We start from the raw sequence: 25,868 nt of genomic DNA on the forward strand, positions 1-25,868 counted from the left end.
CCGGACGGCCCCTTCGGGACCGTCCGGCAGCGGTGGGGATCAGACCAGCGGGGCCATGGCCTTCGGCACCTCCACGGTGCGGCGGGGCACCGAGACCCGGTGGGCCGGGTCGCGTACCTCACCGACGAGCGTCTCCAGGACGTCCTCCATGGCGACCAGGCCGAGCACCTTGCCCGACGCGTCGGCGACCTGGGCGAGATGTGTGGCCGCGCGCCGCATGACCGTCAGGGCGTCGTCCAGGGGGAGTTCCGCCCGTACGGTGGCCATCGGGCGCCAGATCTGCTGCGGAACGGCCCGCTCGCCGTCCTCCAGCTCCAGGACGTCCTTGACGTGCAGATAGCCCATGAACGGGCCGCCGCCCTCCGCGCAGACGGGGAAGCGCGAGTAGCCGGTCCGCACGGTCAGCTCCTCGATGCTGCGCGGGGTGACCGAGGGGGCCACCGTCACCAGGGACGCGCGGTCGAGCAGCACATCGGTGACGGGCCTGCTGCCCAGTTCGAGGGCGTCCCCGAGGCGTTCCTGCGCCTCGGGTTCCAGCAGACCGGCCATACCGGCGTCCTCCACAAGACGGTTGAGCTGCTCACTGGTGAAGACGGCCTCGACCTCGTCCTTCGGCTCGACCTTGAAGAGCCGCAGGACGAGCTTGGCGCAGGCCCCGAGCGCCGAGGTGACGGGCCTGCACAGCCGGGCGAAGCCGACCAGGCCGGGGCTGAGCCACATCGCCGTCTTCTCGGGTGCGGCCATCGCCAGGTTCTTCGGGACCATCTCGCCGATGACGAGGTGGAGGAAGACCACCGAGACCAGGGCCACCGCGAAGCCGAGCGGGTGGACGAACCCGTCGGGCAGCTGCGCGGCGTGGAAGACGGGCTCCAGGAGGCGGGCGACGGTCGGCTCGGCGACGGCGCCGAGCGTGAGGGAGCAGATGGTGATGCCGAACTGTGCGGCGGCCATCATCTGCGGCAGGTTCTCCAGGCCGTACAGGACCTGTCTGGCCCGGCTCGACCCGGCTGCCGCGAGGGGTTCGACCTGACTGCGGCGTACGGAGACGAGTGCGAATTCGGCGCCGACGAAGAAGCCGTTCGCCAGCACGAGGAGCCCGGCGAAGAGCAGCTGTACGAGGCTCATCGCACGGCCTCCAGCAGGTCCTGGGTGAGGTGCTCCGGCCGGTCCGCCGGGGCTGCCGGTATGTCCGTCAGCCGGACGAAGCGGACCTGTTCGGCGCGGTAGTGGCCGACCTGGCGGACGGAGATCCGCCAGCCGGGCAGTTCGGCCCGGTCACCGGGTGCGGGGATGCGTCCCAGCAGATCGGCGACAAGGCCCGCCACGGTCTCGTAGGGCCCTTCGGGTACGTCCAGGCCTATCCGGCGCAGGGTCAGGACCCTGGTGCTGCCCTCCACGTCCCAGCCGGCCCGGCCGTCCTCGGCGACGACGGACGTCAGCTCGGGACGGTCGGCGCCCTCCGCGTCGTGCTCGTCCCTGACCTCGCCGACGAGCTCCTCGATGATGTCCTCGAGGGTGACGACACCGGCGGTGCCGCCGTACTCGTCGACAACGACGGCGATCGGCTGCTCGCTGCGCAGCCGCTGGAGCAGCTGTTCGACCGGCAGGGTCTCCGGCACCAGGAGCGGTGCCACGGCGACCCGGCTCACCGAGGTCCGCAGCCGGTCCTGGGAGGGAACGGCCAGGGCGTCCTTGAGGTGGACCATGCCGACGACCTCGTCGATACGCTCCCGGTAGACGGGGAAGCGGGACAGGCCGGTGGCCCGGGTGAGGTTGAGGACGTCCGCCGCGGTCGCCGACGTCTGGAGCGCGCTGACCTTCACCCGCGGGGTCATGACGTGCTGCGCGGTGAGACCGGCGAGGGACAGGGTCCGCACGAAGAGATCGGCGGTGTCCTGCTCCAGGGTGCCGGCCTCGGCGGAGTGCTTGGCCAGCGAGACGAGCTCGCCGGGGGTCCTCGCCGAGGCGAGTTCGTCGGTCGGCTCCACCCCCAGCAGCCTGACCAGCCGGTTGGCGACGGTGTTCAGGGCGGTGATCACCGGCCGCAGGAGGGTGGAGAAGCGGTGCTGGGGCCCGGCGACGAACCGGGCGACCTGGAGCGGCCTGGAGACCGCCCAGTTCTTCGGGACGAGCTCGCCGATCACCATCTGGACGGCGGCGGCGAGCAGCATGCCGGCCACCACGCTGACACCGGGGGCGACGCCTCCGGGCAGCCCGAGTGCGGTGAGCGGTCCGGTCAGCAGCTGGGCGAGCGCGGGTTCGGCGAGCATGCCCACGACCAGTGAGGTGATGGTGATGCCGAGCTGGGTGCCGGAGAGCTGGAAGGAGAGTTCCCGCAGGGCGGCGACGACGGTACGCGCCCGGCGGTCGCCTTCGGCGGCGGCGCGTTCGGCGTCCGGCCGTTCCACCGTGACGAGGCCGAATTCGGCCGCCACGAAGAATCCGTTGGCGAGGATGAGAAGGAATGCCGCGGTGAGCAGCAACAGGGGGGTGGTCATGCCGCCGCCTCCGGAGAGAGGGCGGCGCAGGTACTACCGGAAGATCCGTCCATTGCTGGAGGGAGTCACTCCTTGGGTCGCAGGAAAGTGCCCCGCGGCCTCGAAGGGCCTTCTGGTGCGGGGCGGGGCGCACCCGGTGCGCCACCGCTCCCCAGAATAATCGGGATCGGGGCGAACGGGGCGGGGGGCTCAGCTGTTCTCCGTGGCGTCCTTCACTCCGCTGCCGTGGAATTCGGCGAGAGCACGCAGTGTGCGGGCGTCACGGATGGCCCTTGCCCTGGCCATTCCGGGCTGGATGCCGAGGGCGGGCATGCTGGTGCCGTCGCTGAGATCGAGGAAGACCCACGGGTCACCGGACCGCAGATTGACGTGGAGGATCTCCTCCCACGCCAGTCGGCGGGTACGGGTGATGTTGACGACCGTGATTCCCGTCTCGTCGGCGGTGATGCGGGGCCGGCTGAGCAGGGCGAGCACGCCGAGGAAGAGCAGGGCGACGAAGACGAAGCTGGTGCGCTCCCCCGCGCCGAGGTTCTCCAGTGTGAGCGCGACCACGGTGATGACGACGAACATAGCCGCCCCCACGGTCAGCAGGACCACCCGGGTGAGGGTGGGCCTGAAGGTGGCCGGGAGGGACGGGAGTTCGGGTGGCCGGGGCGCTGGGGCGGACATGTGACGCTGTCGTCCTTCGGTGTGCTGGGGGCCGGCTGTCAGAGACGGCAGGCGTGGATGGCCGTCGTCAGGATGGCGCGGGCACCCAGCTCGTACAGGTCGTCCATGATCCGCTGGGCTTCCTTGGCCGCGACCATGGAGCGGACGGCGACCCAGCCCTCGTGGTGCAGCGGGGAGATGGTCGGGGACTCAAGCCCGGGGGTGAGGGCGACGGCGCGCTCCAGGTGCTCGACGCGGCAGTCGTAGTCCATCATCACGTAGGTGCGGGCGACCAGGACTCCCTGGAGGCGGCGCAGGAACTGCTGGACCTTGGTGTCCTGCGGGTCGGCTCCCCGGCGGCGGATCACGACGGCCTCTGACGTCATGATCGGCTCGCCGATGACCTCGAGTCCCGCGTTGCGCAGGCTGGTGCCGGTCTCGACGACATCGGCGATGATCTGGGCGACACCGAGTTCCACGGCCGTCTCGACCGCGCCGTCGAGGTGCACGACGGAGGCCTCGACGCCGATGTCGGCGAGGTGCGCCTCGACGATGCCCTCGTAGGACGTGGCGATCGTCATGCCGCCGAAGTCCTTGGGGCCTGTGGCCGTGCCCGGCTTGGTGGCGTAGCGGAAGGTCGAGCGGGCGAAGCCGAGCTGGAGGATCTCCTCCGCCTCGGCGCCGGAGTCCAGCAGCAGGTCGCGGCCGGTGATGCCGATGTCCAGGCGGCCGGAGCTGACGTAGATCGCGATGTCACGCGGCCGCAGGTAGAAGAACTCGACCTCGTTCGTCGGGTCGACCAGGACGAGTTCCTTCGACTCCTTGCGCTGCTGGTAGCCGGCCTCATGGAGCATCGCCATCGCAGGTCCGGAGAGAGAACCCTTGTTGGGGACGGCGATGCGCAGCATGAGGTCGGGTTCCTTTGTGCGGAGGAATATTCGGAAGGGTGTTCGAACTGCGTGCGGGGGGACTCAGAGGTGGGCGTAGACGTCGTCGAGGGAGATCCCTCGGGCGACCATCATCACCTGGACGTGGTAGAGCAGCTGCGAGATCTCCTCGGCTGCGGCTTCCTTGCCCTCGTGCTCGGCGGCCATCCAGACCTCGGCGGCCTCCTCGACGACCTTCTTGCCGATGGCATGCACGCCCTTGCCCACCAGCTCGGCGGTGCGGGAGGTGGAGGGGTCGCCGTCGGCGGCCTTGAGCTGGAGCTCGGCGAAGAGTTCTTCGAAGGTTTTGTTGGCCATGATGGTCCTTAGAATACGGGGTCCCGGAGCCCTGCTCAGCGCCAGGGTTCGCTGACGGTGCGCAGAGTGGCGGCCGTGGCCACGGCCGCGGTGACCGCTTCGTGCCCCTTGTCCTCGTTGGAGCCTTCGAGTCCGGCCCGGTCCAGGGCCTGCGCCTCGTCGTCACAGGTGAGCACGCCGAACCCGACGGGTACGCCGGTGTCCACGGTGACCTGGGTCAGGCCGTTGGTCACGCCCTGGGAGACGTACTCGAAGTGAGGGGTGCCGCCGCGGATGATCACCCCGAGAGCGACGATCGCGTCGTAGCCGCGGCCGGCCAGCACCTTGGCCACCACCGGGAGCTCGAAGCTGCCGGGGACCCTGAGCAGGGTCGGCTCGTCGATGCCCAGGTCGCGCAGGGCGCGCAGGGCCCCGTCGACGAGGCCGTCCATGACCTGCTCGTGCCACTGGGCCGCGATCACCGCCACCCGCAGGTCGCCGCAGTTGCGTACGGACAGTTCGGGTGCGCCCTTGCCACTCATGTCTCTCCTGTGTGCTCTGTGGGTTCTTCTGTCTCGTCGGTGCTTACTGGTTGCCGCAGGCGGACGCCGGGGCGTCGAGCCAGGGCAGGTCGTGGCCCATCCGGTCCCGCTTGGTGCGCAGATACCGCAGGTTGTGCTCGCCGGCCTGGACGGGCATGGGCTCACGCCCGGTGATCCTGAGACCGTGCCGTACGAGCGCGGCGGTCTTGTCCGGGTTGTTGGTCATCAGACGCAGGCTGTGCACGCCCAGATCGCTCAGGATCTGGGCACCCGCCGCGTAGTCCCGGGCGTCGGCGGGCAGCCCGAGTTCGAGATTGGCGTCCAGGGTGTCGGAGCCGCGCTCCTGGAGCTCGTAGGCGCGCAGCTTGGACAGCAGTCCGATGCCCCGGCCCTCGTGCCCGCGCAGATAGACGACGACCCCGCGGCCCTCGGCGGCGACGCGTTCCATGGAGGTGTGCAGCTGGGGGCCGCAGTCGCAGCGCTGGGACTGGAAGATGTCGCCCGTCAGGCATTCGGAGTGGACCCGGACCAGGACGTCCTGGCCGTCACCGATGTCGCCGTGGACGAGCGCGACGTGCTCGACGCCGTCGACGACGGAGCGGTAGCCGTAGGCGGTGAACGGGCCGAATGCGGTGGGCAGCCTGACCTCGGCCTCGCGGCGCACGGTGGGCTCGGAGCTGCGGCGGTAGGCGATCAGGTCCTCGATGGAGATGATCGTGAGGCCGTGCTTACGGGCGAACGGGACGAGCTCGGGGAGCCGCAGCATCACCCCGTCCTCGCCGGCGATCTCGACGATCGCGCCGGCGGGGCGCAGCCCGGCGAGCCTGGCCAGGTCTACGGCCGCCTCGGTGTGGCCGTTGCGGACGAGAACACCGCCGGTACGGGCGCGGAGCGGGAAGACATGACCGGGACGTACGAAGTCACCGGGTCCCGCCGTGCCGCCCGCCAGCATTCTCAGCGTGGTGGCGCGGTCGGCCGCGGAGATCCCGGTGGTCACCCCGTGCTCCCCGGAGGCGTCCACGGAGACGGTGAAGGCCGTCTTCATCGACTCGGTGTTGTGCGTGACCATCTGCGGGAGTCCGAGGCGGTCCAGCTCGTCGTTCTCCATGGGCGCGCAGATCAGACCGCGGCACTCGCTCATCATGAACGCGATGATCTCGGGGGTCGCCTTCTCGGCGGCGATGACGAGGTCGCCCTCGTTCTCCCGGTCCTCGTCGTCGACGACCACGACGGGCCGTCCGGCGGCGATGTCACGGATCGCCTGCTCGACGGGGTCGAGCGACAGGTCCTCGATCGGGCGGTCGTGCAACCAGGTGGGCTGGGCAGAAGTCATGCTGTGGCTCCTTCCAGAGCGGGTGTCCGCGTACGCAGCCACCAGTCGCGCATGCCCCACAGGACGAGGGCGCCGTAGACGACGTAGATGAGACCGGAGAAGGCGAGTCCGCTGTGGAAGTTGAGCGGTACGCCGACGAGGTCGACGAGCAGCCAGGCGAACCAGAACTCGACCATGCCGCGCGCCTGGGCCAGCATCGCGACGAGCGTCCCGGCGAAGATGTACGCGTCCGCCCACGGGCTCCAGGAGAGCGAGGGGAAGGCGGTGAAGAGGCCGCCGACGGCGAGGGTGCCGACGACGGCGCCACCCAGCAGGTACCCGCGCTCACGCCAGCTCGCGAAGCGCACGGCGATGGATCCGTCCTGCGCCTGCTGCCTGCCCCGGGTCCACTGCTGCCACCCCCAGACGGCGACGGCGATGACGATCAGCTGCTTGCCGACGCTGCCCGCCTGCTGCACGGAGACATTGGCGGCGACCAGGACGGCGCCGGACAGGAGCTGGGCGGGCCAGGTCCAGATGGAGCGGAGCCAGCCGAGCGCCAGGGCTATCAGGCCGATGGTGTTGCCGAGCATGTCCGACCAGATGATGTGCTGCCCGAGGACGGTGAACGCCTCCGAGTTCAGCCAGTCCAGGGGGCTCATGAGACCGGCTCCCCGGATTCCGGCGCGGCGCCGTGGCCGAGCAGCCGTTCGACGTACTTCGCGAGGACGTCCACCTCCAGGTTGACCGGGTCGCCGGGCTCCTTGATGCCGAGCGTGGTCAGCGCCAGGGTGGTGGGGATGAGGCTGATCGTGAAGTGGTCGGTGCCCGCGTCGACGACGGTCAGGCTCACGCCGTCGACCGTGATCGAGCCCTTCTCCACCACGTAGCGGGCCAGCCCGTCGGGGAGGGAGACCTTCACGATCTCCCAGTTCTCCGAGATCCGGCGCTCGACGATGTGACCCGTGCCGTCCACGTGCCCCTGGACGAGGTGTCCGCCGAGCCGACCGCCGAGCGCCATGGGGCGCTCCAGGTTGACGCGGGAGCCCGGCGCGAGCACGCCGAGGCTGGAGCGGTCCAGGGTCTCGGCCATGACGTCGGCGGTGAACTCGTCGTCCCCGAGGTCCACGACGGTGAGGCAGACGCCGTTGACGGCGATGGAGTCGCCGTGTTTGGCGCCCTCGGTCACGACGGGGCCGCGCAGTCGGAAGCGGGAGGCGTCGTCGAGCTTCTCGACGGCGGTGACCTCACCCAGTTCTTCGACAATTCCGGTGAACACTCAGTTTCCCTTCCGAGCAGGAACGGGGACGGCGGTGATGCGCAGATCGGGGCCGATACGGACGGTCTCGGTCACATCGAGGCGCAACGCCTGGGAGATGGTGGAGATTCCGGCGTCGGCGAGGGCTGCCGGGCCCGCGCCGAGCAGGACCGGAGCCAGATAGCCGACGACGGTGTCGACCGTGCCGGCGGCGACGAAGGAGCCGGCCAGGACCGGCCCGCCTTCGAGGAGTACGGAACGGACGCCGCGGGCGTGAAGGGCGGCGAGCAGCGCGCCGATGTCCAGGCCGGGCCCGGTGGCGGCACGCGGCAGGCGCAGCACGGCGTCCTCGGGGAGATGGCCGGCCTCGGCGTCGTCGGCGACCGCGATCAGGGTGGGCGCGGACCCGTCGAGTACCCGGGCTCCGGGTCGGACGGCGGTGGCGCCGGTGTCGACGACCACCCGGAGCGGCTGGGTGGCGCCCTCGATGCCGCGTACACCCAGCTGCGGGTCGTCGGCGCGGGCGGTGCCGGATCCGACCACCACGGCGTCGGCCTCGGCACGCAGCCGGTGGACGTCGGCGCGGGCCTCGGGTGAGGTGATCCAGCGGCTGGTGGCGTCGGCGGCGGCGATCCGGCCGTCCAGGGTCGCCGCGTACTTCCACAGGACGTACGGGCGGCCCAGGCGGACCGAGGTCAGCCAGGCGGCGTTGCCGGCCGCCGCCTCGTCGGCGAGGAGACCCTGCTCCACCTGGACGCCCGCGCCACGCAGGGTGTCCGCACCGCCGGTGGCCTGCGGATTCGGGTCGCTCACCGCGTACACGACGCGGCTCACGCCGGCTTCGACGAGTGCCTGCGCGCAGGGCCCGGTGCGTCCGGTGTGGTTACAGGGTTCGAGGGTGACCAGGGCGGTGCCGCCCCGGGCACGCTCGCCGGCCTCACGCAGGGCGTGGATCTCGGCGTGCGGCCCTCCGGCGCGCTGGTGGAAGCCTTCGCCGGCCTGTTCCCCGGCTGCGTCGAGGATGACGCAGCCGACGACCGGATTCGGGCTGGTGGCGCCGGTTCCGCGGGCTGCGAGCGTGATCGCCCGCCGCATGGCGGCTGCTTCGGCTGCGGTGGCCACCGGGTCCTCCTGCCTCTTCGGGCACGGACTCCGGGGCCTGTCGATGACGACAGATGAAGCGAGCCGCAACAGAAAACGCCGGAAACCACGTACGGACGAGGTGATCCGGGAATATCCCGGAGACCCGTCCGCCGACGGCGGCGTACCTGTGACAACCCGCCGCGCACTGCCTCCCATCCGGACTTTCACCGTCGGTCCAGGAATCTCACCTGGTCAACCGGCCGCTGGATGCGGACGGGTCGCGGACTATAACCGCCGGTTCGGAATTACACCGACCCCGGAGTGCGCTGCTGCTGGTACAGGACTCATTCTGCCACGTTGCGCAACGGTCCATGCGGGTGACTTCTGTGGTACGGCTCACAGGGCGTGCGGCGGCGGCGCGAGGGGGCTGCGGCTGTGGGAGGGACTTAAGGACAAGTTCGGCCCGGAATTCACCGAGGAAGACGTCCGTAACCCCCGTTCAGCGAACCATCGCCGACAACATGGCCAACCACGTCGAGACGACGGGCGGCAGGGGACGCCGGTACTTCAGCCCCAGGCAGGCGGACGGGAGGGCCCTACCGCGCGCCCGACTGGGTGTTGCGGCGGGGCCCTGCCGCGTACGTTTTCAGCCCGCGACGAACCCTACGAGCCCGGCCCAGGCATCGGGGCGGACGGTCAGCATGGGACCGGTGGTCTGCTTCGAGTCCCGGATGTGCACGTGGGTCGCTGCGGCGGCGAACTCGACGCAGTCGCCGCCTTCAGCCCCGCTGTAGCTGCTCTTGCCCCAGGCGACCTCGACGCACTCGCCGCCGTCGCCGGTGCTGTAACTGCTCTTGAACCACTCCAACTCTGGCGCAGTCGGTTCAGTGCGTCGAACGGTCATTTCTCTCCCAGAAGTTTCTGAACGAACTCCGAAGACTCACACGGAGTGAGCGCCTGCGATCGGATGATGCCATAGCGGGCTTCGAGCTGGCGGACCTTCGCCTGGCCTGTGTACAGACTGCTGTCACCTTGCGCTTCGGTGTAGGCGATGCGCTGCCCTTGCACCGTGTCAATGAGTGTGAACGGCCCGCCCAGTGCCCCGTGATCCTCCCTGTCGGTCGGCATCACCTGGACCTCAACGTTACGCTTCTGGCCGATGAGCAGTAGCTGTTCCAGCTGACCAAACAGCACCGCCTGTCCGCCAATAGGCCTCCTGAGCACCTCCTCATCGATGATGAAGCTCAACAGCGGAGCTGGGTGCCGGTCATAGATCGCTTGCCTCGCCAACCGACCTGAGAGCCCCCTCTCAATCGCGTCGTCGTCGAGCAAGGGGCGCCGCATCTGGAAGACAGCGCGCGCGTACTCGGTCGTCTGCAACAGACCGGGGATCGCGTAGACGCCGTACACAGACAGCGCTATGGCCCCGGCTTCCAATCCGGCCATGTCCCGGAAGAACGCCGGGTACTGAGACCGCGCCAGCTCCTCCTTGAGCGCCACCAACAGCCCACCCGCCTCCAGCTCCCGGTCCGCCTTGTCGACGAACTCCGGCTGCGGGATGCGCCGCCCCTGCTCGAACGAGGCCACCGACTGCGCCGCGTACCCCACCCGCTTACCGAACTCCACCCGGTCCAGCCCCGCCCGCGTCCGAAGCAGCTTCAACTGCCGTCCGAACGCGACCGCCACCCCGTTCTCCGACTTACCCTCCGGCAGCGTTCCCGCCGGGGTCACCGCCCCCGCACCCATGGCCGCCTCGTCCTGCGTCATCGCCACCGCCTGCCCCACGTACGTACACGCCTCGGCCCATCGCGTACAACCAGCCTGTGAGGGACGACCCTTCGAGATCCCGCCACACCAACGGCGCCGACCCCGGAAGCCGGAAGGCAGCGCCCGCCCCGGCCCGTCCCACTCGGGCACCGTAATGACCCGCCCTCTCGCACGCACACCATTCCGGCAGCGTTCCATCGAAGGAGTGGCCCGACGCTCGGCACCCGAGATTCAAGGGCCGGGATGCGAGCTTCAAGATCCGAGCGATGTTGTTCACCCGGTGCGGCCCACCGTCACGCCTGCTTACGGTGCGCCCAACGAATCGACCCCGACGCGGTGCGGAAACACCAGGCCGGGGTCTCACGTCAAGATCGAAAAGAGCGATCTCGTGGCTACCGAGCGCCTTAGCCCTGCCCTTCGCGCACCCGCGTACTCGCGCCCGTACGCGAAGTTCCGCCCCGGCTACGGCAAGCGAACCGCGAAAGGTCAACGTGCGTCCCGGGCCGATGACTTCGCCCTGATGTCGGAGCGAGAGCGGCACATCGCCGGAGGCGCCCGCCGCACCACCTGCTGAACGTGACGTACACGCACTGGTCGGACAGCTCCGCGACCTGACCCGCCCGCCCTGACCCGGCCAGGGTCGGCCATGCCAGGAAGAAGGGGAGCGCCGACGCAAGCTTCACGGAACCGACGGGACCGACGGGACCGACGGAACCGACGGGACGCCCCGGGGCCGCGACCGTCGGCGCAGGCCAAGCCCCAAGTCAACTGTCCTCGGGTTGCCGCTGCTCCTCGCGCGTACAGGCCCTGCACACGCCACGTACAGCCACCCCACGACAGCGCGTCACCTCTGGTCACGTAGGGCAACAGCGGAGCACCGTTGAGGCATGACCAGCACGCAACCGCCCCTTCCTGTACGCCCGGCCCGTACCCCTCGCACCCGTTTCCCCTGGCACCACTTCACGATGCGTTTCAGTTCCACCCCGCGGGGCGCCCGCCTTGCACGTCACCTGGCCGGTGAACGCCTCGACACCTGGGGCATCCCGTACGGGAGCGACGCGCACGACGCTGACGGTTGCCGAACTCAGCAGCAACGCCGTGCGCCACGGTCAAGTGTCCGGCCGCGACTTCCGCCTCCGCCTGTCCGCCGAAGGCACGGCCATCCGCATCGAGGTCACCGACACCCGGGGCGAACGCCTCCCCTCCCCCACTGACCCAGCCTCGCCCGACCAGGAGGGCGGTCGCGGCCTCCTACTGGTCGCAGCCCTCTCCGACCGCTGGGGCTGGTATCCCTGCGCGGACGGGCCGGGCAAGACGGTGTGGGCGGTCCTGGAAGTGCTCCCCGCGCTCGAAGCATCAGGATCCAGCCAGTAGGCGCGGTCACGTTGCACTCGAAAATCCGTGCGTGTGATGATCCTGCGCATGACCACGGGTGGGGACGGGATACCGGAGCAGCAGCGTAGGCGGTCACGGCTGGCGGACCTGGATGATCTTTCCGGGCCGCCCCCCGAGCGAACTCCCCCTATGACGTCGGCAGAGGCCGAACAGGACCAGGCGCGTGCGGCCCGCCGCGAGTTTGCAGTGCTGCTGGGTGAGTTCAGACGTACGGCGGTGTTGGTGCCGCTGGACGAGGCCGGTGACCTGTGGTCGGCGGAGCAGAACGGCGTCCGCTGGATCTGCGCCTTCTCGGACGAGGAGGCGCTGGCCCGGTTCGCGCTCGCCCGGGGTGAAGCCGGGCGGGAGTGGACGTATCAGGCCATTCTGGGTGCGCGGTTGCTGGATGTGATGGTGCCTCTGCTGCCAGGCCCTGCTGGGGTGGCGCTGGATGCGGGCAGTACGGCCGGCGGGATGTTGTTCCCGCCGGTGGCGGGCATCGTGCCGGACGCGGTTGCGGTGGATCTCGGGGGGATGCAGTGAGCGGGGAAATCGGGGATCTTCAGGTTCCGCCGGAGGCGTTGGCCGAGATCGCGAAGGGGATCGATCTGGCGCACGCGGAGTTGAAGGAACTCGGGTTCATCGGCGAGGCGTCGGTGGGCCGTGGGTTCTCGGATCTGGCGTTGTCGGGGCTGGAGTTGGGGCACGGCGGGCTGACATCGGAGTTCAAGACGTTTTGCGACCGCTGGGAGTGGGGTGTACGGGCCCTGACCCAGAAGGGGAACGGCTTCGCTCTTGGTGTCGGACTGTCGGCGGGTTCCTTCGCGGAGCAGGAGCAGTACGTCAAGGACTCGATCAAGATCGGCGTGAACTCCCTGAACGGCAACCCGCATGCCTCCGAGGACGACGTCAAGGGGATGAGCTGGGACACGATCAGCACCCAGTCCGCCTTCGACAACGCGGACTACAGCCGCGAGTCGTGGGACACCGCCCAGGCCGAGGTGAAACAGACCTGGAAGGACACCGCCTACGACGTGGACGACGCCCTGCTCGACTCGATGGAACGCAACGGGCTACTCGATCCGACAGTGCGGGACGCGACGGATGAGCGGCTGAAGGAGCAGCTCGATCCCTCCCAGGAGATCCTCGATCAGGCTGAAGAGCCGCGGTGGGGGGAGAGTCACTGATGGTGGACTGGAGGGGGTTCGCCGGGGATCTGTACGACGGTGCGGGCGATCTTTACGACAAGGGCAAGAAGGTCGTCGGCACGGGGATCGACGTGGGCACCGATGTGCTCGGCTCGGGTCTGGAGAAGGTCGGTGCCGACCAGTGGGCCGACAAGGTCGAGGACTGGGGCGACGAGACCGCGTCTTCGCTGGGCGCGGACGTCAGGGAGCAGCAGCTCGGTCATAGCGAGGAAGCCGACGAGCTGATCCACGGGCGCCCGGAGAAGATCAGCACGGCGGTGAAGAACCTCCAGGACTTCCAGAAGGCGTTCGATCTCGTCGGCAGCGGGATGAAGAAGCTCGACTCCGGTCACTGGAAGGGCGAGGCCGCCGACGCCTTCCGCGCCAAGTTCCAGACGCTGCCCACCGACTGGCTGCGTGCGGCGGACGCGTTCGAGGATGCGGCCAAGGCCCTGGAGACGTACGCGGGGGCGGTCACCAGCGCGCAGGCCAAGGCGGGCGAGGCGATCGCTCTCTACAAAGAGGGCAAGCAGGACTACGAGACTGCGGCAGCCGCCTTCAAGGAGAAGGCCGAGGCGTACAACGCGGTCCGCAACACCGACCACCCCCTCCCGCACCCGGGAGAGTTCTCCGACCCGGGAGCAGCCAAGCGCCGGCACGCGCAGGAGATTCTTCAGCGCGCCCGGCGGGCACGTGACGACGCGGCCGAGACGGCCAAGGGTGCGATCACCGCCGCGATGGCGCACGCCCCGAAGGAGCCGACAGGCCTGGACCGGGCCAAGCAGGAGTTGATCGACTACGGGGTCGGCCAGGGCATGGAACTGGCCCACTTCGGCGGCGGCGTCATCAAGGGCACCGCGGGACTGGTGAATTTCGTCCGCTCGGTCAATCCGCAAGACCCGTACAACCTGACGCACCCGGCCGAGTACTACAAGGGCGTCAACATGACGCTCGCCGGCCTCGCGTCCACCGCCGCGAACCCCGACCGCGCGCTGAAGAACGCCTGGGACGCGGCCAAGGGCGACCCCTCCGAATTCCTCGGCCGCCTCGTCCCCGAACTCATCGGCACAAAGGGCGGCGGCCTGATCAAGGGGCTCGCTCGCCATGGACTGAAGGACGGGGCAGAGAGTGCTGCCCGGAGGAGTGTAGAGAATCCGGCGAAGACCTCGAAGCCGGACAAGGGTGTGGAGAAGGACCCCACCGATCCGGTCGATCTGGCTACCGGGACGATGTACCTGCCGCAGACAGACATCGCTCTCCCGGGAACACTCCCGTTGATCTTCCGCCGCCGGGTCGCCTCCAACTACCGTGCAGGGCGCTGGTTCGGTCCCTCATGGTCCTCCACGGCAGACCAACGGCTGGAGATCGACTCCCAGGGCATCGTCTTCGTATGCGAGGACGGCCTGCTGCTCTCCTACCCACACCCCGCACCAGGCGTGCCGGTCATGCCGAGCCACGGCCCCCGCTGGCCCCTCGACGTGGACGCCACGGGCCACTACACGATCACTGATCCGGACAGCGGCCGAATACGGCACTTCAGCCCGCTTTCCGGGACGGTCGCGCTGCTCGTGCAGATCGACGACCGCAATGGCAACTGGATCCAGTTCGAGTACGACGAAGAGACCGGAGCTCCGTCCGGGATCATCCACGGTGCCGGCTATCACCTCAAGCTCACCACGAGCGAAGACCGGATCACCGCACTCCACCTCGTAGGGGCCGCCCAGAACGGTTCCGACCAGGAAATCCTCCGCTACCGCTACACCGAAGGCCATCTCACCGAGGTCGTCAACTCCTCAGGACTCCCACTTCGGTTCGCCTACGACCACTGTGGTCGGGTCACGTCCTGGACCGACACCAACGACAGCCGATACGAATACGCCTACGACGACCAGGACCGGTGCATAGCCGAAGGCGGAGCCGCAGGTCACATGGCCCTCCGCCTGGACTACGACGACACGGATCCCGAGACCGGGATGCGCGTCACGACTGTCACCAACAGCAGCGGGGCCGTCCACCGCTACGTCGTCACTGACAACTGCCAAGTGGTTTCCGAGACCGATCCGCTGGGCGCCACAACGCGCTTCGAACGCGACCGCTACAACCGCCTGCTGTCCCGGACGGACCCACTCGGCCGCACCAACCGCTTCGAGTACGACGAGTCAGGCCAGCTGACCTGCGCGGTCCGACCGGACGGCCGGCAAACGTCCGCCCAGTACAACGACCTGAGGCTGCCGATCCGTGTCACCAACCCCGACCGGACCGTCGTCCGACAGGAGTGGGACGAGCGCGGAAACCGTCTCGCCGTCATCGGCCCGTCCGGCACCGTGACACGGACGACCTACAACGCGGCCGGCCACGCGACTTCGGTGACGGACGGCCTCGGACATACAACTCACATCCGCAGCAACCCTGCCGGCCTGCCCGTCGAGATTGCGGACCCGCTCGGCGCAACGTCCAAGATCACGAGAGACGCCTTCGGTCGTCCTGTCATGCTCACTGATCCCCTTGGCGCGGTCACCCACCTCCAATGGACCGTCGAAGGCAAACTGTCCCGCCGTACCGATGCGGACGGCACCACACAGTTCTGGACGTACGACGGCGAGGGCAACTGCCTCACCCACACCGATGCCATGGGAGGCACCTCCCACTTCGAATACACGCACTTCGACCTCATGACCGCCCGTACCGGGCCGGACGGCGTGCGCTACGAGTTCACCCATGACCACGAACTCCGTCTTACACAGGTCCTCAATCCCCAGGGCCTGACCTGGAACTACACCTACGACGCCGCCGGGCTTCTCGCCACCGAAACAGACTTCGACAACCGCACACTTTCCTACCACCGCGACGCGGCAGGCCGTCTGACCACGCGCACCGATGCCCTCGGCCGGACCATCCACTACGAGCGGGACAGCCTGGACCGAGTCGTATCCAAGAACGCCGCAGGCTCAATCACGAGCCTCTCCTACGACTTCTCCGACAAGCTCGCCAGGGTTGTCAACGCGGACGCCACCATCACCTACCTCCACGACCGCCACGGACGTCTCAAGTCCGAGACCGTCAACGGCCGGACGATGACTTATGAGTACGACCGGCTCGGACGACGCATCGGCCGCACCACCCCGAGCGGCGCGGCCAGCACCTGGACCTACGATGCCGCAGGACGGGGCACCTCACTCACCACTTCCGGCCGCGTCCTCACCTTCGAACACGATGCGGCGGGCAGGGAGGTCGGCCGCCACATCGGCGACAGCGTCAGTCTGACTTCACGGTTCGACCCGATGGGCCGCCTCACCACCCAAGAGATCACCGGGGCAGGCCGCGGCATCCAACGCCGTGACTACGCTTACCGCGCCGACGGTCACCTCACCGGACTCACCGACCAACTGGCTGGTACGAAGATCTACGACCTCGATCCGGCCGGCCGTGTCACCAGTGTCCAGGCGCCGAATTGGACGGAACGCTACACCTATGATTCGGCTGGCAACCAGACCGAAGCCTCATGGCCGGCGACACATCCCGGCAAAAAGGCGACCGGCTCTCGCACTTACTCCGGCACCGCGATCACACGCGCGGGCGATATCCGGTACGAACACGACGCACTCGGTCGCGTAACTCTCCGCCAGAAAGTCCGGCTGTCCAGGAAACCGGATACCTGGCGATACGAGTGGGACGCCGAGAACCGCATGCGCTCGGTGACCACGCCTGACGGGGCGGTCTGGCGCTACCGGTACGACCCATTGGGGCGACGCGTCGACAAGCGCTGCTTCACTACCGGCAGCCTCATCCCTTCGGAACAAACCACATTCACCTGGGATGGGACAGCTGTCTGCGAGCAGGTCACCAGAAGCGAGGGCCTTCCGCACCCGATCGCTTTGACGTGGGAACATCAGGGACTGCGTCCGCTGGCGCAGCTTGAACGCGCCCTATCCGCTGACAATCTACAAGAAACCGTTGATGAGCGCTTCTTCTCCATCATCACCGATCTCGTCGGAACCCCCGCCGAGCTCGTTGATGAGTCGGGTAATCTTGCATGGCGTACCCGCAGCACCCTGTGGGGCGCTACAACATGGAAAAGGTCGAGTTCAACTTTCACTCCCCTCCGATTCCCCGGTCAGCAATTTGATGCGGAAACCGGATTCCACTACAATTATTTCCGCACGTACGACCCTGAAACCGCCCGATACCTCACGCCAGACCCATTAGGCATCACGCCTGCCCTCAACGCGAATACCTACGTCCACAATCCGGCAACCTGGACTGATGCACTCGGCCTCGCCCCCACCGATTATTCGGACTCAGTCCCCATCTACCGTGCACCCAAAGCAGTGGACGCTCAGTATGAACTCGACCACGGGCCAAATCCGGCGAACCACGTTCCGGGGGTAGACATTGGCGGCGGCATCCTGTCCGACGGCAAGATATATTTCGGCGAACGTGGTGTTGCAGCGGAGTACGCGGGACCTAATGGCATCAATTTCGCCAAGGGAGTTGTGCGATACGACATGCACCCATCATTCCTTTCCGAGTTTGCAGAATACGCCAAAGTGCACGACAGGAATGGCCCCGGCGGGGCCGTTCGAATTGAATTCCCGATACCAGTTGACAAGCTAGAAAGATTTAACGAATTGACTCGCAATAGATCTTGGGAACCAATCTTTGGAGGCCCTTAATGAATCTAATCAATAACCAAGAGGTCGACGTGATCATCACGGCAGTAGCACCTGTCGGTTCAATAGCCAAAGTAGTTGGCTCCAGCGCTACCGGATTCATCGACCAGGTGAAGCATCCGTCCTGGCATTCTGCGGGTACTTCCTCCCCGCAGGTCGGCGAACGCCTCCACGCCGTTGTCCTCGACGACTCGAGAACACCTCCACGCCTCAGTGCACTTCAGCAAGATATTGAAATTGCAAGGACACTGCGGGAAGACGCTACTCGCGAGCGCTGAGTGAGCTTGTCGGACCTCGGCATGTTGACTTCGAGTCTGGCAGCTCTGCGTAACGACGAATCTCCTGGTGGGCAGGCTTCGGGCCAAGATCGTCCACGCCCACCAGGAGCTTGGTCTATTGACGACCAGGCGCTCTTCCTCCAGGACCGAAAAGTACGCGCCCCCAGCTTCGCTGGACTCACGATCGCCGCCCGGAGCAACTTGCCGCACCATGTCGGGTCCGCACACCAACACGCGTCGGCCACCAGCGCACGCACAAACGGGGCAAGTGCCGGAGCAGCCGATCGCCGGGCGGTACGAACTCATGGAGGAGCTCAACAGCGGCGGCATGGGCGACATGTGGCGTGGTTCCGACGCCCTGCTGGACCGCCCGCCGCCGTGAAGATGGTCCGGCGGCAGGCCCGCGCTGGTCGCACCGTGTCGTCGTACGCCCACGAGGTGCCCGTCATCCACCATGACCTCAAGCCGGGAAACATCCTGGTCGCGCAGGACAGGACGGTGGAGGTCCTCGACCTCGGGATCGCTGCGCGGAGCCCTCCCAAGCGTGAATCGAAAAGTGCACCCGCCCCCGCCAGCCCCCTCATCCCCCCGCGCCGAACAGCGCCTCCTGCGCGGCCTCGCGCGCCGCGTACAGCGCGCCGCTCAGGACCGCGCCGCCGCCCAGTGTCCCCGCCCTGACCTCCGTGCGCAGCGGGGACATCCGGGCCAGTCGCTCCTCCACCCGCGCGGCGAGCGCTTCGCCGCCGGCGCGGCCGACCTCGCCGGCGAGGACCAGGCAGCCGGGGTCGAGGACGGAGACGACTGCGGCGGCTCCGAGCGCCAGCCGGTCGGCGAGCGCTGCCAGGAAGGCCTCGACTCCCCCGCCCTCGGCGCGCAGCGCGGCCCGGACGGCGTACGCGGCGGCGGGGTCCTGCTCCTGCGCGGCGCCGGCCGTGGGGTCCCATGCGGCGATGCCGTGTTCCTCGGCCAGCCTGCAGACGGCGGCCGAACCCGCCAGGGAGTGGAAGCCTCCCTCGCAGTTGACCGCCGACGGGACCCCGGAGGTGCCGGGCACCGGCAGGAAGCCGATCTCCCCTGCGCCGCCCGAGGCGCCGCGGCGCAGCTTCCCGTCGAGCATCACGGCGGCGCCGATGCCGTGGCCGAGCCAGAGCAGTACGAAGGTGTCGCGGTCCTGGGCGGCTCCGATGCGGTGTTCCGCGACGGCGGCGAGGTTGGTCTCGTTCTCCACGAGGACGGTGGCGGGGAGCCGCTGCTGGAGCTCCCTGACCAGGCCCCCGTGCCAGGCGGGGAGCCCCGCGGTGTTCCTGAGCTCGCCGGTGACCGGGTCGATCAGGCCGGGGGCCCCGATGCCGACGCTGTGCAGCGGGGCGGTGCCCGCCGTACGGGCGGTGCGCTCCAGCATCGCCACGGCGCGCTCGACGGCGGGCCGCGTCCCGGTGTCGCCGCCTATCGGCAGGGTGGCCTCGGCGAGCGTGGTGCCGAGCAGATCAGCCACGACCACGGCGACGCTGTCCGTGCGTACGTCGAGGGCTGCGAGGTGGGCCCGGTCGGCGACGATCCCGTACAGCCTGGCGTTGGGTCCGCGGCGGGCCGCGCCGCTCTCCCCGACGACCCGGACCAGGCCGGCGTCCTGGAGCCGGTCCACCAGATCGGCGACCGTAGGGCGGGACAGGCCGGTCAGGGCCTTCAGCTGAGTGGCCGTCAGCGGGCCGTCCTGCTGGAGGAGCCGCAGGGCGAGCCGGTCGTTGATGGCCCGGGCGGTGCTCGGGGATGCGGGCATGCCGGGATCCTTCCAGATCGCTGATGGACCGCCGCCCATGGGTTATTTATCAGGCAGGGTTCCTGATAGTTTACGCTCCTGCACTGCGCGACGCGGCGCCGGGACACCGGCGGCGGGCCGGAATTCCAGGGGAGGGCACGGCGTATGACAGAGGATCCAGCGGTCCCCGTCTTCGGCATGGACCGGATCAGACGGGCCAGGTACGCGGTCGCCGCGGTCTTCGCCGTGCACGGGGCCGTGACCGGCAGCTTCGCCACCCGGGTCCCCTGGATCCAGGACCATGCCTCGGTGAGCGCCGGCCAGCTCGGTCTGGCCCTCGCCTTCCCCGCCATCGGCGCGTCGCTGGCGATGCCGTTGGCGGGCAGCGTCAGTCACCGCTTCGGCGCCAGAACGGCCCTGCGCGGGCTGCTGGCGCTGTGGACCCTGGCGCTCGTCCTGCCGGCTCTGGCCCCGAATCTGCTCACGCTCTGCCTCGCGCTGTTCGTGTACGGGGCGTGCGCGGGAATGTCGGACGTGGCGATGAACGCGCTCGGTGTCGAGGTGGAGAACCGGCTCGACAAGTCGATCATGTCCGGGCTGCACGGTATGTGGAGCGTGGGCGCCCTGACCGGTTCGGCGGCGGGCACCGTCGCGGCGCACATCGGAGCCGACGCCAGGCTGCACCACACCCTGGCCGCACTGGTGCTCACGGCGCTCGGCCTGGCCGCCTGCCAGGGCGTCCTCGACCTGCGCAGCGCGCCCGACGCGGAGCCGCCGCCGCGCTTCACCCTGCCGCCGAAGTCGGCGCTGGTCATCGGAGCGGTGGGCTTCTGCGCGGTGTTCGCCGAGGGGGCCAGCCTGGACTGGTCGGCCGTCTATCTCAAGGACATCATGGGGAGTTCGGCCGGGCTCGCCGCGGCCTCGACCACGGCGTTCGCCCTCACGATGGCCATCGCCCGGATCGCGGGCGACAAGATCGTCGACCGCTTCGGAGCGGTACGGACCGTACGCGTCGGAGGCGTCCTGGCCACGGCCGGCGGACTGCTCGTGGTCCTGGCCCCCGGCCCGGCCCTCGCGCTCTGCGGCTTCGGGCTGATGGGCCTCGGTGTGGCGGTCGTCGTCCCCCTGGCGTTCGCCGCGGCCGGGCGCAGCGGCACGAACCCGAGCCGGGCCATCGCGGGTGTCGCCACCATCACGTACACCTCCGGACTCATCGCCCCGTCCGCGATCGGCTCCCTGGCGGAGGCGACCTCGCTGCTCGTGTCGTTCGGCCTGGTGACGGTGCTGGCGTTCGGGCTGGTCCTGGGCGCGCAGGTACTGCGGGCCGGTGACCGCAAGGTCGCCGAGGGCAGCGTCCCGCAGCCGGCCCCGTCCAGAAGCCCGGCGGGAGACTGACGCCCGGCGGGAAACTGACGGCCGGCGCGAGACTGACGGCCGGGCGCGGTCCACCGCGCCGGCCCGTCTACCATGGGCCTGATCTTTTTCCGCGGATGGACCCCCAGGGCGTACCGCAGACATCAATCAGGGAGCGACCATGGGCGGCCTCGGCGTGCGCTGGACCTTGCACGGCGACGGAAAGACTCCCGCCCCGGGAGCCGTCGTGCGTCCCGACGAGCGGCTCTCCTGGCCCCGTACGTTCGGCCTGGGCGCCCAGCACGTGGTGGCGATGTTCGGCGCGTCCTTCGTGGCGCCCGTCCTGATGGGCCTCGACCCGAACCTCGCCATCATGATGTCCGGTGTCGCCACCGCCATCTTCCTGCTCGCGACGCGGGGCCGGGTGCCCAGCTATCTGGGGTGCTCGCTCTCCTTCGTGGGAGTGGCCGCCACGATCCGGGCCAGTGGGGGCAGCAGCGCCACGGTCACGGGCGCGGTCCTCGTGGTCGGTGCCGTGCTGTTCCTGGTGGGGCTCATGGTGCAGCGGTTCGGCGCGCGGATCATCCACGCGGCGATGCCCCCCGTGGTGACCGGCGCCGTCGTGATGCTGATCGGCTTCAACCTGGCACCCGTCACCGCGTCGACGTACTGGCCCCAGGACCAGTGGACGGCCCTGCTGGTGATGCTGTTCACCGGTCTTGCCGTGGTCTGCCTGCGCGGGTTCTTCTCGCGCATCGCGATCTTTCTCGGGCTGGTCTTCGGGTACGTCCTGTCCTGGGTCCTCGACCTGGTCTTCGGGAAGATCCACTCCCCGGCCGGCGGCGCCGCGGCCGTCGACCACTGGCGGCTGGACCTGTCGGCCGTGGCGGACGCGGACTGGATCGGGCTGCCGTCCTTCCACGCACCCAGCTTCCAGTGGTCAGCGATCCTCGTCGCGCTGCCGGTCGTCATCGCGCTGATCGCCGAGAACGCCGGGCATGTGAAGGCCGTCGGCGAGATGACCGGCGACTCGCTCGACGACAAGCTGGGCACCGCCATCGCCGCCGACGGCGCCGCCTCGATGCTGTCCACGGCAGTCGGCGGCCCGCCGAACACCACGTACTCCGAGAACATCGGGGTGATGGCGGCGACCCGGGTCTACTCCACGGCCGCCTACTGGGCCGCGGCCTGCTTCGCTCTGCTCTTCGGTCTCTGCCCGAAGTTCGGCGCGGTCGTCGCCGCGATCCCCGGTGGGGTGCTCGGCGGGATCACGGTCATCCTCTATGGCATGATCGGCCTGCTGGGCGCCCAGATCTGGCTGAACGCCGGTGTGGACCTGCGCAGTCCCCTCAACCTCGTGCCGGCCGCAGCGGGCATCATCATCGGCGTCGGCGGCGTCAGCCTGAAGATCACCGACAACTTCGAGCTGAGCGGCATCGCGCTGGGCACGCTCGTGGTGATCACCGGCTATCACGCCCTTCGCGCCCTGGCGCCTGCCCATATGAAGACCGGGCCCGGCGAGCCCGGGCACTAGGGAATTTCGTTTCCCGCGTCGAGGTCGTGCGACGAGGCCGCCACCAGCTGGGTCATGGATGAGATGACTCCCAGATCCGCATGTGCCAGCGCGTCGGCCTCGGTGGGGCCTCCGGTGTAGCCGACGACCCGCATCGCCGCGGCGAGCGCCGCGTCCACGCCCGCCGGACTGTCCTCGATCACCAGGCATCGTTCCGGCGGGTGACCCATCGCCCGGGCCGCGTGCAGGAACAGGTCGGGCGCCGGCTTGCCGAGGGACACGTCATCGGCGCTGTAGACGCGCCCGGCGAACCGGTCCTGGAGCGCGGTGACCGACAGCGAGTGCGCTATGCGCTCGTGACTGCCGCTCGAAGCGACGCAGTAGGGCAGGCCTCGCGCGTCGAGGTGATCCAGCAACTCGCCCACGCCGGGCATCGTCCGTGGCCGCGCGGCGAACGCGTCACGGAACCTCGTGCGGTACTCGGTCAGCCACTCCGGGCCGACGGGAGCGGTGGCGTGGCCGCGTATCTGTTCGTAGAGGTAGCTCTCGGGGCGACCCAGGAACCGGCGGCGTACCTCTGCGGGGCTCAGGGGCCAGCCGGCCTCCGTGGCCATGGCCGCCACGACTTCGGGGCCGATGCGTTCGGTGTCCACCAGGACGCCGTCGCAGTCGAAGATGACAAGCTGGGCGTTTCTCAACGCGATCTGCGCATGCGTGTTCAACATTGCCTCGCTTCGTGATGCGGTGCGTTCGACGGCCGCCCGCCGCGTCCAGGGGCGCGGCGGGCGGAGCGGTTCTGCGGAGTGCCGGGCAGGCGGGACCTTCGGAACACGCCTCAGACGTCGTGGTCCTGGAGCAGCAGCGCGGCCAACGTGTCCAGCGCGTCCGCCGCGCCCTCTCCCTCGGCAGCCAGGGTGACCGCGTCGCCGTGCCCGGCCCCCAGCGCCAGTACCGACAGCAGGCTGTTGGCCGATACGGGGCTGCCGCCCTCGCGCGAGATGGTCACCGGCATGTTCTGTTCGGCCGCCGCCCGGACGAAGGCGGTGGCGGGCCGAGCGTGCAGTCCGCTGCGCGCGCCGATCGTGACGGTACGTTCCGGCATGGCAAGTCTCCCTCTGTATGACGGGTGTTGGTGTGGCAGGGATCCACGTGAGTGGTCCCGTGCGGACGCCTGGTCAGCGACCGGCGGCAGCGGCGAGTGACGTGAGAGCTGCCTCGACCACCGCGTCCTCGGTGAGGCCGACCGCGGCCATGGCGTCGTCCGCCGGAGCCGACGTACCGAAGTCGTCCACGGTCACGGCGCGGCCGTGTTCACCGAGCAGGCCGTGCCAGCCGAAGGCGGTTCCCGCCTCGACGACCACACGGGCGCGGACGGACGGCGGGAGCACACTGTCCCGGTAGTCGGCGTCCTGCTGCATGAACCAGTCCAGGCAGGGCACCGAGACGACCCTGGCCGTGATCTCGCGCTCGGCGAGAAGGCGTCGCGCCGCCATGGCAAGCGTGACTTCGCTACCGCTGGCCATCAGGACCACGTCGGCACTCTCTTGAGCGTCCGTCACCGCGTAGGCGCCACGTGCGACCCCCTCCCGGACCGTCTCGGACGGTGTCGGGAGGACGGGCAGGCCCTGTCGGGCGAGGGCAAGGCCCACCGGACCCCGGCAGCTCAGGGCGCTGAGCCAGGCGGCAGCGGTCTCGGTGGCGTCGGCCGGCCGGACCACGGCGAGCCCCGGCATGGCACGCAGGGCGGCGAGGTGCTCGACCGGCTGGTGGGTGGGGCCGTCAGCGCCCAACGCGACGGAGTCGTGGCTCCAGACGTGGACCACGGGCAGCTTCATGAGGGCGGCGAGGCGCAGGGAGGGGCGCTGGTAGTCGCTGAACACCAGGAAGGTGCCGGCGAAGGGGGTGTCGTACCCCACCAGGGCGATGCCGTTGAGGGCCGCCGCCATCGCGTGTTCGCGCACGCCCCAGTGGATGTTGCGCCCCGACGGGCCTTGAGGGTCGGCGTCGTCCGCCGGCAGGAACGACCCGCCGGACTTGATGGTCGTACGGTTGCTGTCCCCGAGGTCGGCGGACCCGGCCCACAGCCTGGGCAGCGCTTCTGCCAGCGCCTGGATGACCTTGCCCGAGGCGTCGCGCGGGGCGACGGTGCTCCCGGGCTCGAAGTGCGGAAGTACCGCTGCGGCGGCGGCCGGGTCCAGCGGTTGGACGGCATGTGCGCGGGCCTGCGCGACGTCGGGGTGCTCGGCCGCCCAGCGGGCCAGCTCCCTGTCCCAGGCGGCGTGCAGTTCGGCGCCGCGCGTGAGGGCTTTGCGCGTGTGCTGCAGTACGTCCACGGGGACGCTGAACTCGCCTTCGACGCCGAGCAGTTCCTTTACCGCAGCGGCTTCGGCGGCACCCAGCGGAGCGCCGTGCGACGCCGGCGTGTTGACGGCGTTCGGAGCGGGGAAGGCTATCTGCGACTTCAGGGCGATGAAGCTGGGCCGGCCGGTCTCCGCACGTGCGGCGCCGAGGGCCAGGTCGAGGGCGTCGGTGTCCACGTCGCCGTCGGCACCGAGGCCGACCGTCTGCACGAACCAGCCCTGCGCCCGGAACCGGGCCGCCGTGTCCTCATGTGTCGTCAGGCCGGTGGGGCCCTCGATCTGGATGTCGTTGTCGTCCCAGACGACGACCAGGTTGTCCAGGCGGTGCCGGCCAGCGAGCGCGCCGGCCTCGTAGGAGATGCCCTCCTGGAGGTCGCCGTCGGAGCACAGCACCCACACGGTGCGGCCCGCGGGGCCCTCGGGTGAGGTGTCCGCGCCGGCCAGCCGGTTCTCGTCCCGCTTGAGGGCCATCGCCATGCCCACCGCGGTGGCAACACCCTGGCCCAGCGGACCGGTTGTCGTCTCGACGCCGGCGGTGTGCCGGTACTCGGGGTGACCGGGCGTCAGTGAACCGAGCCGGCGGAAGCGGCGCAGGTCGTCCAACTCCAGCCCGTATCCGGTCAGGTGGAGCTGTGTGTACTGAAGGATGCTCGCATGGCCGCAGGACAGCACGAAGCGGTCCCTGCCCTCCCAGGCGGGGTCCGCCGGGTCGTGCCGGACATGCCGCTGAAACAGCAGGTGCGCCACGGGCGCGAGGGCCAGCGCCGTGCCCGGGTGTCCTGAACCCGCGGCCTCGACGGCGTCCACCGCCAGGGCCCGCGCCACAGCGACGGCCCGTGTGTCCGCCGCGCCGAACACACGCCTCCCAGCGGGGGAATCCTCAGGTGACCGTGTCGACCGTGCTGTTGAGAGAACCACGAAGACTCCTTGCAGAGAGCATGACGTCATGATGACTTCAGGAAACGTAACCCACTCCTCCGCATCGGCACCAGGGGGGTCGCATCGAGGCCCTACGAGGCATCACACCAGGCCAGAAGCGTGCT

Annotated in this window: 21 protein-coding genes, 2 pseudogenes and 1 riboswitch; of the genes and pseudogenes, 7 read left to right on the plus strand and 16 right to left on the minus strand. The window is 69.3% G+C overall.

Translation table 11 applies throughout. The features are described from left to right. Nucleotides 1-39: 39 nt before the first annotated feature. The 12 genes from AB0C75_RS13345 to AB0C75_RS13400 form a co-directional block, all read right to left on the minus strand. A complete protein-coding gene (locus tag AB0C75_RS13345) occupies nucleotides 40-1,125 on the minus strand; it encodes a hemolysin family protein (protein WP_362890146.1) in 1,086 nt (361 codons plus the stop codon). Further along, entirely contained in the window at nucleotides 1,122-2,498 is a 1,377-nt protein-coding gene (locus AB0C75_RS13350) for a hemolysin family protein (protein WP_362890148.1), read from the minus strand. The genes AB0C75_RS13345 and AB0C75_RS13350 overlap by 4 nt, the downstream gene beginning before the upstream one ends. Before the next feature lie 189 nt (nucleotides 2,499-2,687). Continuing rightward, a complete protein-coding gene (locus AB0C75_RS13355) occupies nucleotides 2,688-3,167 on the minus strand; it encodes a PH domain-containing protein (RefSeq protein ID WP_362890149.1) in 480 nt (159 codons plus the stop codon). A gap of 38 nt (nucleotides 3,168-3,205) precedes the next feature. Then, nucleotides 3,206-4,054 (minus strand): ATP phosphoribosyltransferase, encoded by an 849-nt coding sequence (hisG, locus tag AB0C75_RS13360; RefSeq protein ID WP_362890151.1) that lies wholly within the window; start codon nucleotides 4,052-4,054, stop codon nucleotides 3,206-3,208. A 63-nt stretch (nucleotides 4,055-4,117) separates the two neighbouring features. Continuing rightward, on the minus strand, nucleotides 4,118-4,390 hold the full coding sequence (locus AB0C75_RS13365; RefSeq protein ID WP_277335015.1) for a phosphoribosyl-ATP diphosphatase: 273 nt from the start codon (nucleotides 4,388-4,390) through the stop codon (nucleotides 4,118-4,120). 35 nt (nucleotides 4,391-4,425) lie between these two features. Beyond that, nucleotides 4,426-4,911 carry a 6,7-dimethyl-8-ribityllumazine synthase gene (gene ribH, locus AB0C75_RS13370; RefSeq protein WP_362890153.1) on the minus strand — a complete coding sequence of 162 codons (486 nt, stop codon included), beginning with the start codon at nucleotides 4,909-4,911 and terminating at the stop codon, nucleotides 4,426-4,428. Nucleotides 4,912-4,954: 43 nt separating this feature from the next. Then, nucleotides 4,955-6,244 (minus strand): bifunctional 3,4-dihydroxy-2-butanone-4-phosphate synthase/GTP cyclohydrolase II, encoded by a 1,290-nt coding sequence (locus AB0C75_RS13375; protein ID WP_362890155.1) that lies wholly within the window; start codon nucleotides 6,242-6,244, stop codon nucleotides 4,955-4,957. Then, the gene (locus AB0C75_RS13380; protein ID WP_362890157.1) at nucleotides 6,241-6,885 is read right to left on the minus strand and encodes a nicotinamide mononucleotide transporter family protein; all 645 of its coding nucleotides are present in this window, start codon (nucleotides 6,883-6,885) and stop codon (nucleotides 6,241-6,243) included. Before AB0C75_RS13380 ends, AB0C75_RS13375 begins: the two co-directional genes overlap by 4 nt. Continuing rightward, nucleotides 6,882-7,502 (minus strand): riboflavin synthase, encoded by a 621-nt coding sequence (locus tag AB0C75_RS13385; protein WP_362890159.1) that lies wholly within the window; start codon nucleotides 7,500-7,502, stop codon nucleotides 6,882-6,884. The genes AB0C75_RS13380 and AB0C75_RS13385 overlap by 4 nt, the downstream gene beginning before the upstream one ends. Next, complete coding sequence (gene ribD, locus AB0C75_RS13390; RefSeq protein ID WP_362890161.1) at nucleotides 7,503-8,603, minus strand: bifunctional diaminohydroxyphosphoribosylaminopyrimidine deaminase/5-amino-6-(5-phosphoribosylamino)uracil reductase RibD; 1,101 nt, start codon at nucleotides 8,601-8,603, stop codon at nucleotides 7,503-7,505. It abuts the gene before it with no gap. Nucleotides 8,604-8,762: 159 nt separating this feature from the next. Continuing rightward, nucleotides 8,763-8,893, minus strand: a riboswitch (FMN riboswitch). Between the two features lie 317 nt (nucleotides 8,894-9,210). After that, nucleotides 9,211-9,468, minus strand: coding sequence for a DUF397 domain-containing protein (locus AB0C75_RS13395; RefSeq protein WP_362890163.1), 258 nt, complete (start codon nucleotides 9,466-9,468; stop codon nucleotides 9,211-9,213). Then, entirely contained in the window at nucleotides 9,465-10,331 is an 867-nt protein-coding gene (locus tag AB0C75_RS13400) for a helix-turn-helix transcriptional regulator (protein ID WP_362890165.1), read from the minus strand. Before AB0C75_RS13400 ends, AB0C75_RS13395 begins: the two co-directional genes overlap by 4 nt. A gap of 887 nt (nucleotides 10,332-11,218) precedes the next feature. Between AB0C75_RS13400 and AB0C75_RS13405 the strand changes: the two are divergent. The 5 genes and pseudogenes from AB0C75_RS13405 to AB0C75_RS13425 form a co-directional block, all read left to right on the plus strand. Then, nucleotides 11,219-11,705: pseudogene (locus AB0C75_RS13405) on the plus strand (ATP-binding protein). Between the two features lie 48 nt (nucleotides 11,706-11,753). Next, nucleotides 11,754-12,248, plus strand: a complete 495-nt coding sequence (locus AB0C75_RS13410; protein ID WP_362890472.1) for an SseB family protein — start codon at nucleotides 11,754-11,756, stop codon at nucleotides 12,246-12,248. After that, a complete protein-coding gene (locus tag AB0C75_RS13415; protein ID WP_362890167.1) occupies nucleotides 12,245-12,892 on the plus strand; it encodes a hypothetical protein in 648 nt (215 codons plus the stop codon). Before AB0C75_RS13410 ends, AB0C75_RS13415 begins: the two co-directional genes overlap by 4 nt. After that, entirely contained in the window at nucleotides 12,892-17,565 is a 4,674-nt protein-coding gene (locus AB0C75_RS13420; protein WP_362890169.1) for a putative T7SS-secreted protein, read from the plus strand. The genes AB0C75_RS13415 and AB0C75_RS13420 overlap by 1 nt, the downstream gene beginning before the upstream one ends. A 543-nt stretch (nucleotides 17,566-18,108) precedes the next feature. Beyond that, nucleotides 18,109-18,368, plus strand: a pseudogene (locus AB0C75_RS13425) (hypothetical protein); the annotation flags it as partial. A 52-nt stretch (nucleotides 18,369-18,420) separates the two neighbouring features. On the opposite strand, the gene AB0C75_RS13430 reads toward AB0C75_RS13425, so the two are convergent. Continuing rightward, entirely contained in the window at nucleotides 18,421-19,620 is a 1,200-nt protein-coding gene (locus AB0C75_RS13430; protein WP_362890171.1) for an ROK family transcriptional regulator, read from the minus strand. 144 nt (nucleotides 19,621-19,764) lie between these two features. On the opposite strand from AB0C75_RS13430, the gene AB0C75_RS13435 reads away from it, so the two are divergent. Together AB0C75_RS13435 and AB0C75_RS13440 are read left to right on the plus strand one after the other, a co-directional pair. After that, nucleotides 19,765-20,994, plus strand: coding sequence for an MFS transporter (locus tag AB0C75_RS13435; RefSeq protein ID WP_362890173.1), 1,230 nt, complete (start codon nucleotides 19,765-19,767; stop codon nucleotides 20,992-20,994). Between the two features lie 139 nt (nucleotides 20,995-21,133). Next, the gene (locus AB0C75_RS13440) at nucleotides 21,134-22,486 is read left to right on the plus strand and encodes a solute carrier family 23 protein (protein ID WP_362890175.1); all 1,353 of its coding nucleotides are present in this window, start codon (nucleotides 21,134-21,136) and stop codon (nucleotides 22,484-22,486) included. On the opposite strand, the gene AB0C75_RS13445 is transcribed toward AB0C75_RS13440, so the two are convergent. The 3 genes from AB0C75_RS13445 to AB0C75_RS13455 all read right to left on the minus strand — a co-directional run bounded on the left by AB0C75_RS13445 (nucleotide 22,483) and on the right by AB0C75_RS13455 (nucleotide 25,683). Next, a complete protein-coding gene (locus tag AB0C75_RS13445) occupies nucleotides 22,483-23,190 on the minus strand; it encodes an HAD family hydrolase (protein WP_362890177.1) in 708 nt (235 codons plus the stop codon). The two genes, AB0C75_RS13440 and AB0C75_RS13445, sit on opposite strands and share 4 nt — an antisense overlap. A 110-nt stretch (nucleotides 23,191-23,300) precedes the next feature. Beyond that, nucleotides 23,301-23,567, minus strand: coding sequence for an HPr family phosphocarrier protein (locus tag AB0C75_RS13450; RefSeq protein ID WP_362890179.1), 267 nt, complete (start codon nucleotides 23,565-23,567; stop codon nucleotides 23,301-23,303). Between the two features lie 73 nt (nucleotides 23,568-23,640). Then, complete coding sequence (locus AB0C75_RS13455; RefSeq protein ID WP_362890181.1) at nucleotides 23,641-25,683, minus strand: transketolase; 2,043 nt, start codon at nucleotides 25,681-25,683, stop codon at nucleotides 23,641-23,643. Nucleotides 25,684-25,868: the final 185 nt, after the last annotated feature.

Origin of the sequence: Streptomyces sp. NPDC048565 (genome assembly GCF_040650935.1) — a bacterium.
Classification (GTDB): Bacteria; Actinomycetota; Actinomycetes; order Streptomycetales; family Streptomycetaceae; genus Streptomyces.

What these genes read in the sequence shown, in the direction of transcription:
- AB0C75_RS13355 (WP_362890149.1), bottom strand. Translation starts at nt 3,167, where the DNA reads ATGTCCGCCCCAGCGCCCCGGCCACCCGAACTCCCGTCCCTCCCGGCC.
- AB0C75_RS13420 (WP_362890169.1), top strand. Translation starts at nt 12,892, where the DNA reads ATGGTGGACTGGAGGGGGTTCGCCGGGGATCTGTACGACGGTGCGGGC.
- AB0C75_RS13450 (WP_362890179.1), bottom strand. Translation starts at nt 23,567, where the DNA reads ATGCCGGAACGTACCGTCACGATCGGCGCGCGCAGCGGACTGCACGCT.
- ribH (WP_362890153.1), bottom strand. Translation starts at nt 4,911, where the DNA reads ATGAGTGGCAAGGGCGCACCCGAACTGTCCGTACGCAACTGCGGCGAC.
- AB0C75_RS13435 (WP_362890173.1), top strand. Translation starts at nt 19,765, where the DNA reads ATGACAGAGGATCCAGCGGTCCCCGTCTTCGGCATGGACCGGATCAGA.
- AB0C75_RS13365 (WP_277335015.1), bottom strand. Translation starts at nt 4,390, where the DNA reads ATGGCCAACAAAACCTTCGAAGAACTCTTCGCCGAGCTCCAGCTCAAG.
- AB0C75_RS13440 (WP_362890175.1), top strand. Translation starts at nt 21,134, where the DNA reads ATGGGCGGCCTCGGCGTGCGCTGGACCTTGCACGGCGACGGAAAGACT.
- AB0C75_RS13400 (WP_362890165.1), bottom strand. Translation starts at nt 10,331, where the DNA reads ATGACGCAGGACGAGGCGGCCATGGGTGCGGGGGCGGTGACCCCGGCG.
- AB0C75_RS13380 (WP_362890157.1), bottom strand. Translation starts at nt 6,885, where the DNA reads ATGAGCCCCCTGGACTGGCTGAACTCGGAGGCGTTCACCGTCCTCGGG.
- AB0C75_RS13345 (WP_362890146.1), bottom strand. Translation starts at nt 1,125, where the DNA reads ATGAGCCTCGTACAGCTGCTCTTCGCCGGGCTCCTCGTGCTGGCGAAC.
- AB0C75_RS13430 (WP_362890171.1), bottom strand. Translation starts at nt 19,620, where the DNA reads ATGCCCGCATCCCCGAGCACCGCCCGGGCCATCAACGACCGGCTCGCC.
- hisG (WP_362890151.1), bottom strand. Translation starts at nt 4,054, where the DNA reads ATGCTGCGCATCGCCGTCCCCAACAAGGGTTCTCTCTCCGGACCTGCG.
- AB0C75_RS13375 (WP_362890155.1), bottom strand. Translation starts at nt 6,244, where the DNA reads ATGACTTCTGCCCAGCCCACCTGGTTGCACGACCGCCCGATCGAGGAC.
- AB0C75_RS13350 (WP_362890148.1), bottom strand. Translation starts at nt 2,498, where the DNA reads ATGACCACCCCCCTGTTGCTGCTCACCGCGGCATTCCTTCTCATCCTC.
- AB0C75_RS13395 (WP_362890163.1), bottom strand. Translation starts at nt 9,468, where the DNA reads ATGACCGTTCGACGCACTGAACCGACTGCGCCAGAGTTGGAGTGGTTC.
- AB0C75_RS13410 (WP_362890472.1), top strand. Translation starts at nt 11,754, where the DNA reads ATGACCACGGGTGGGGACGGGATACCGGAGCAGCAGCGTAGGCGGTCA.
- AB0C75_RS13445 (WP_362890177.1), bottom strand. Translation starts at nt 23,190, where the DNA reads ATGTTGAACACGCATGCGCAGATCGCGTTGAGAAACGCCCAGCTTGTC.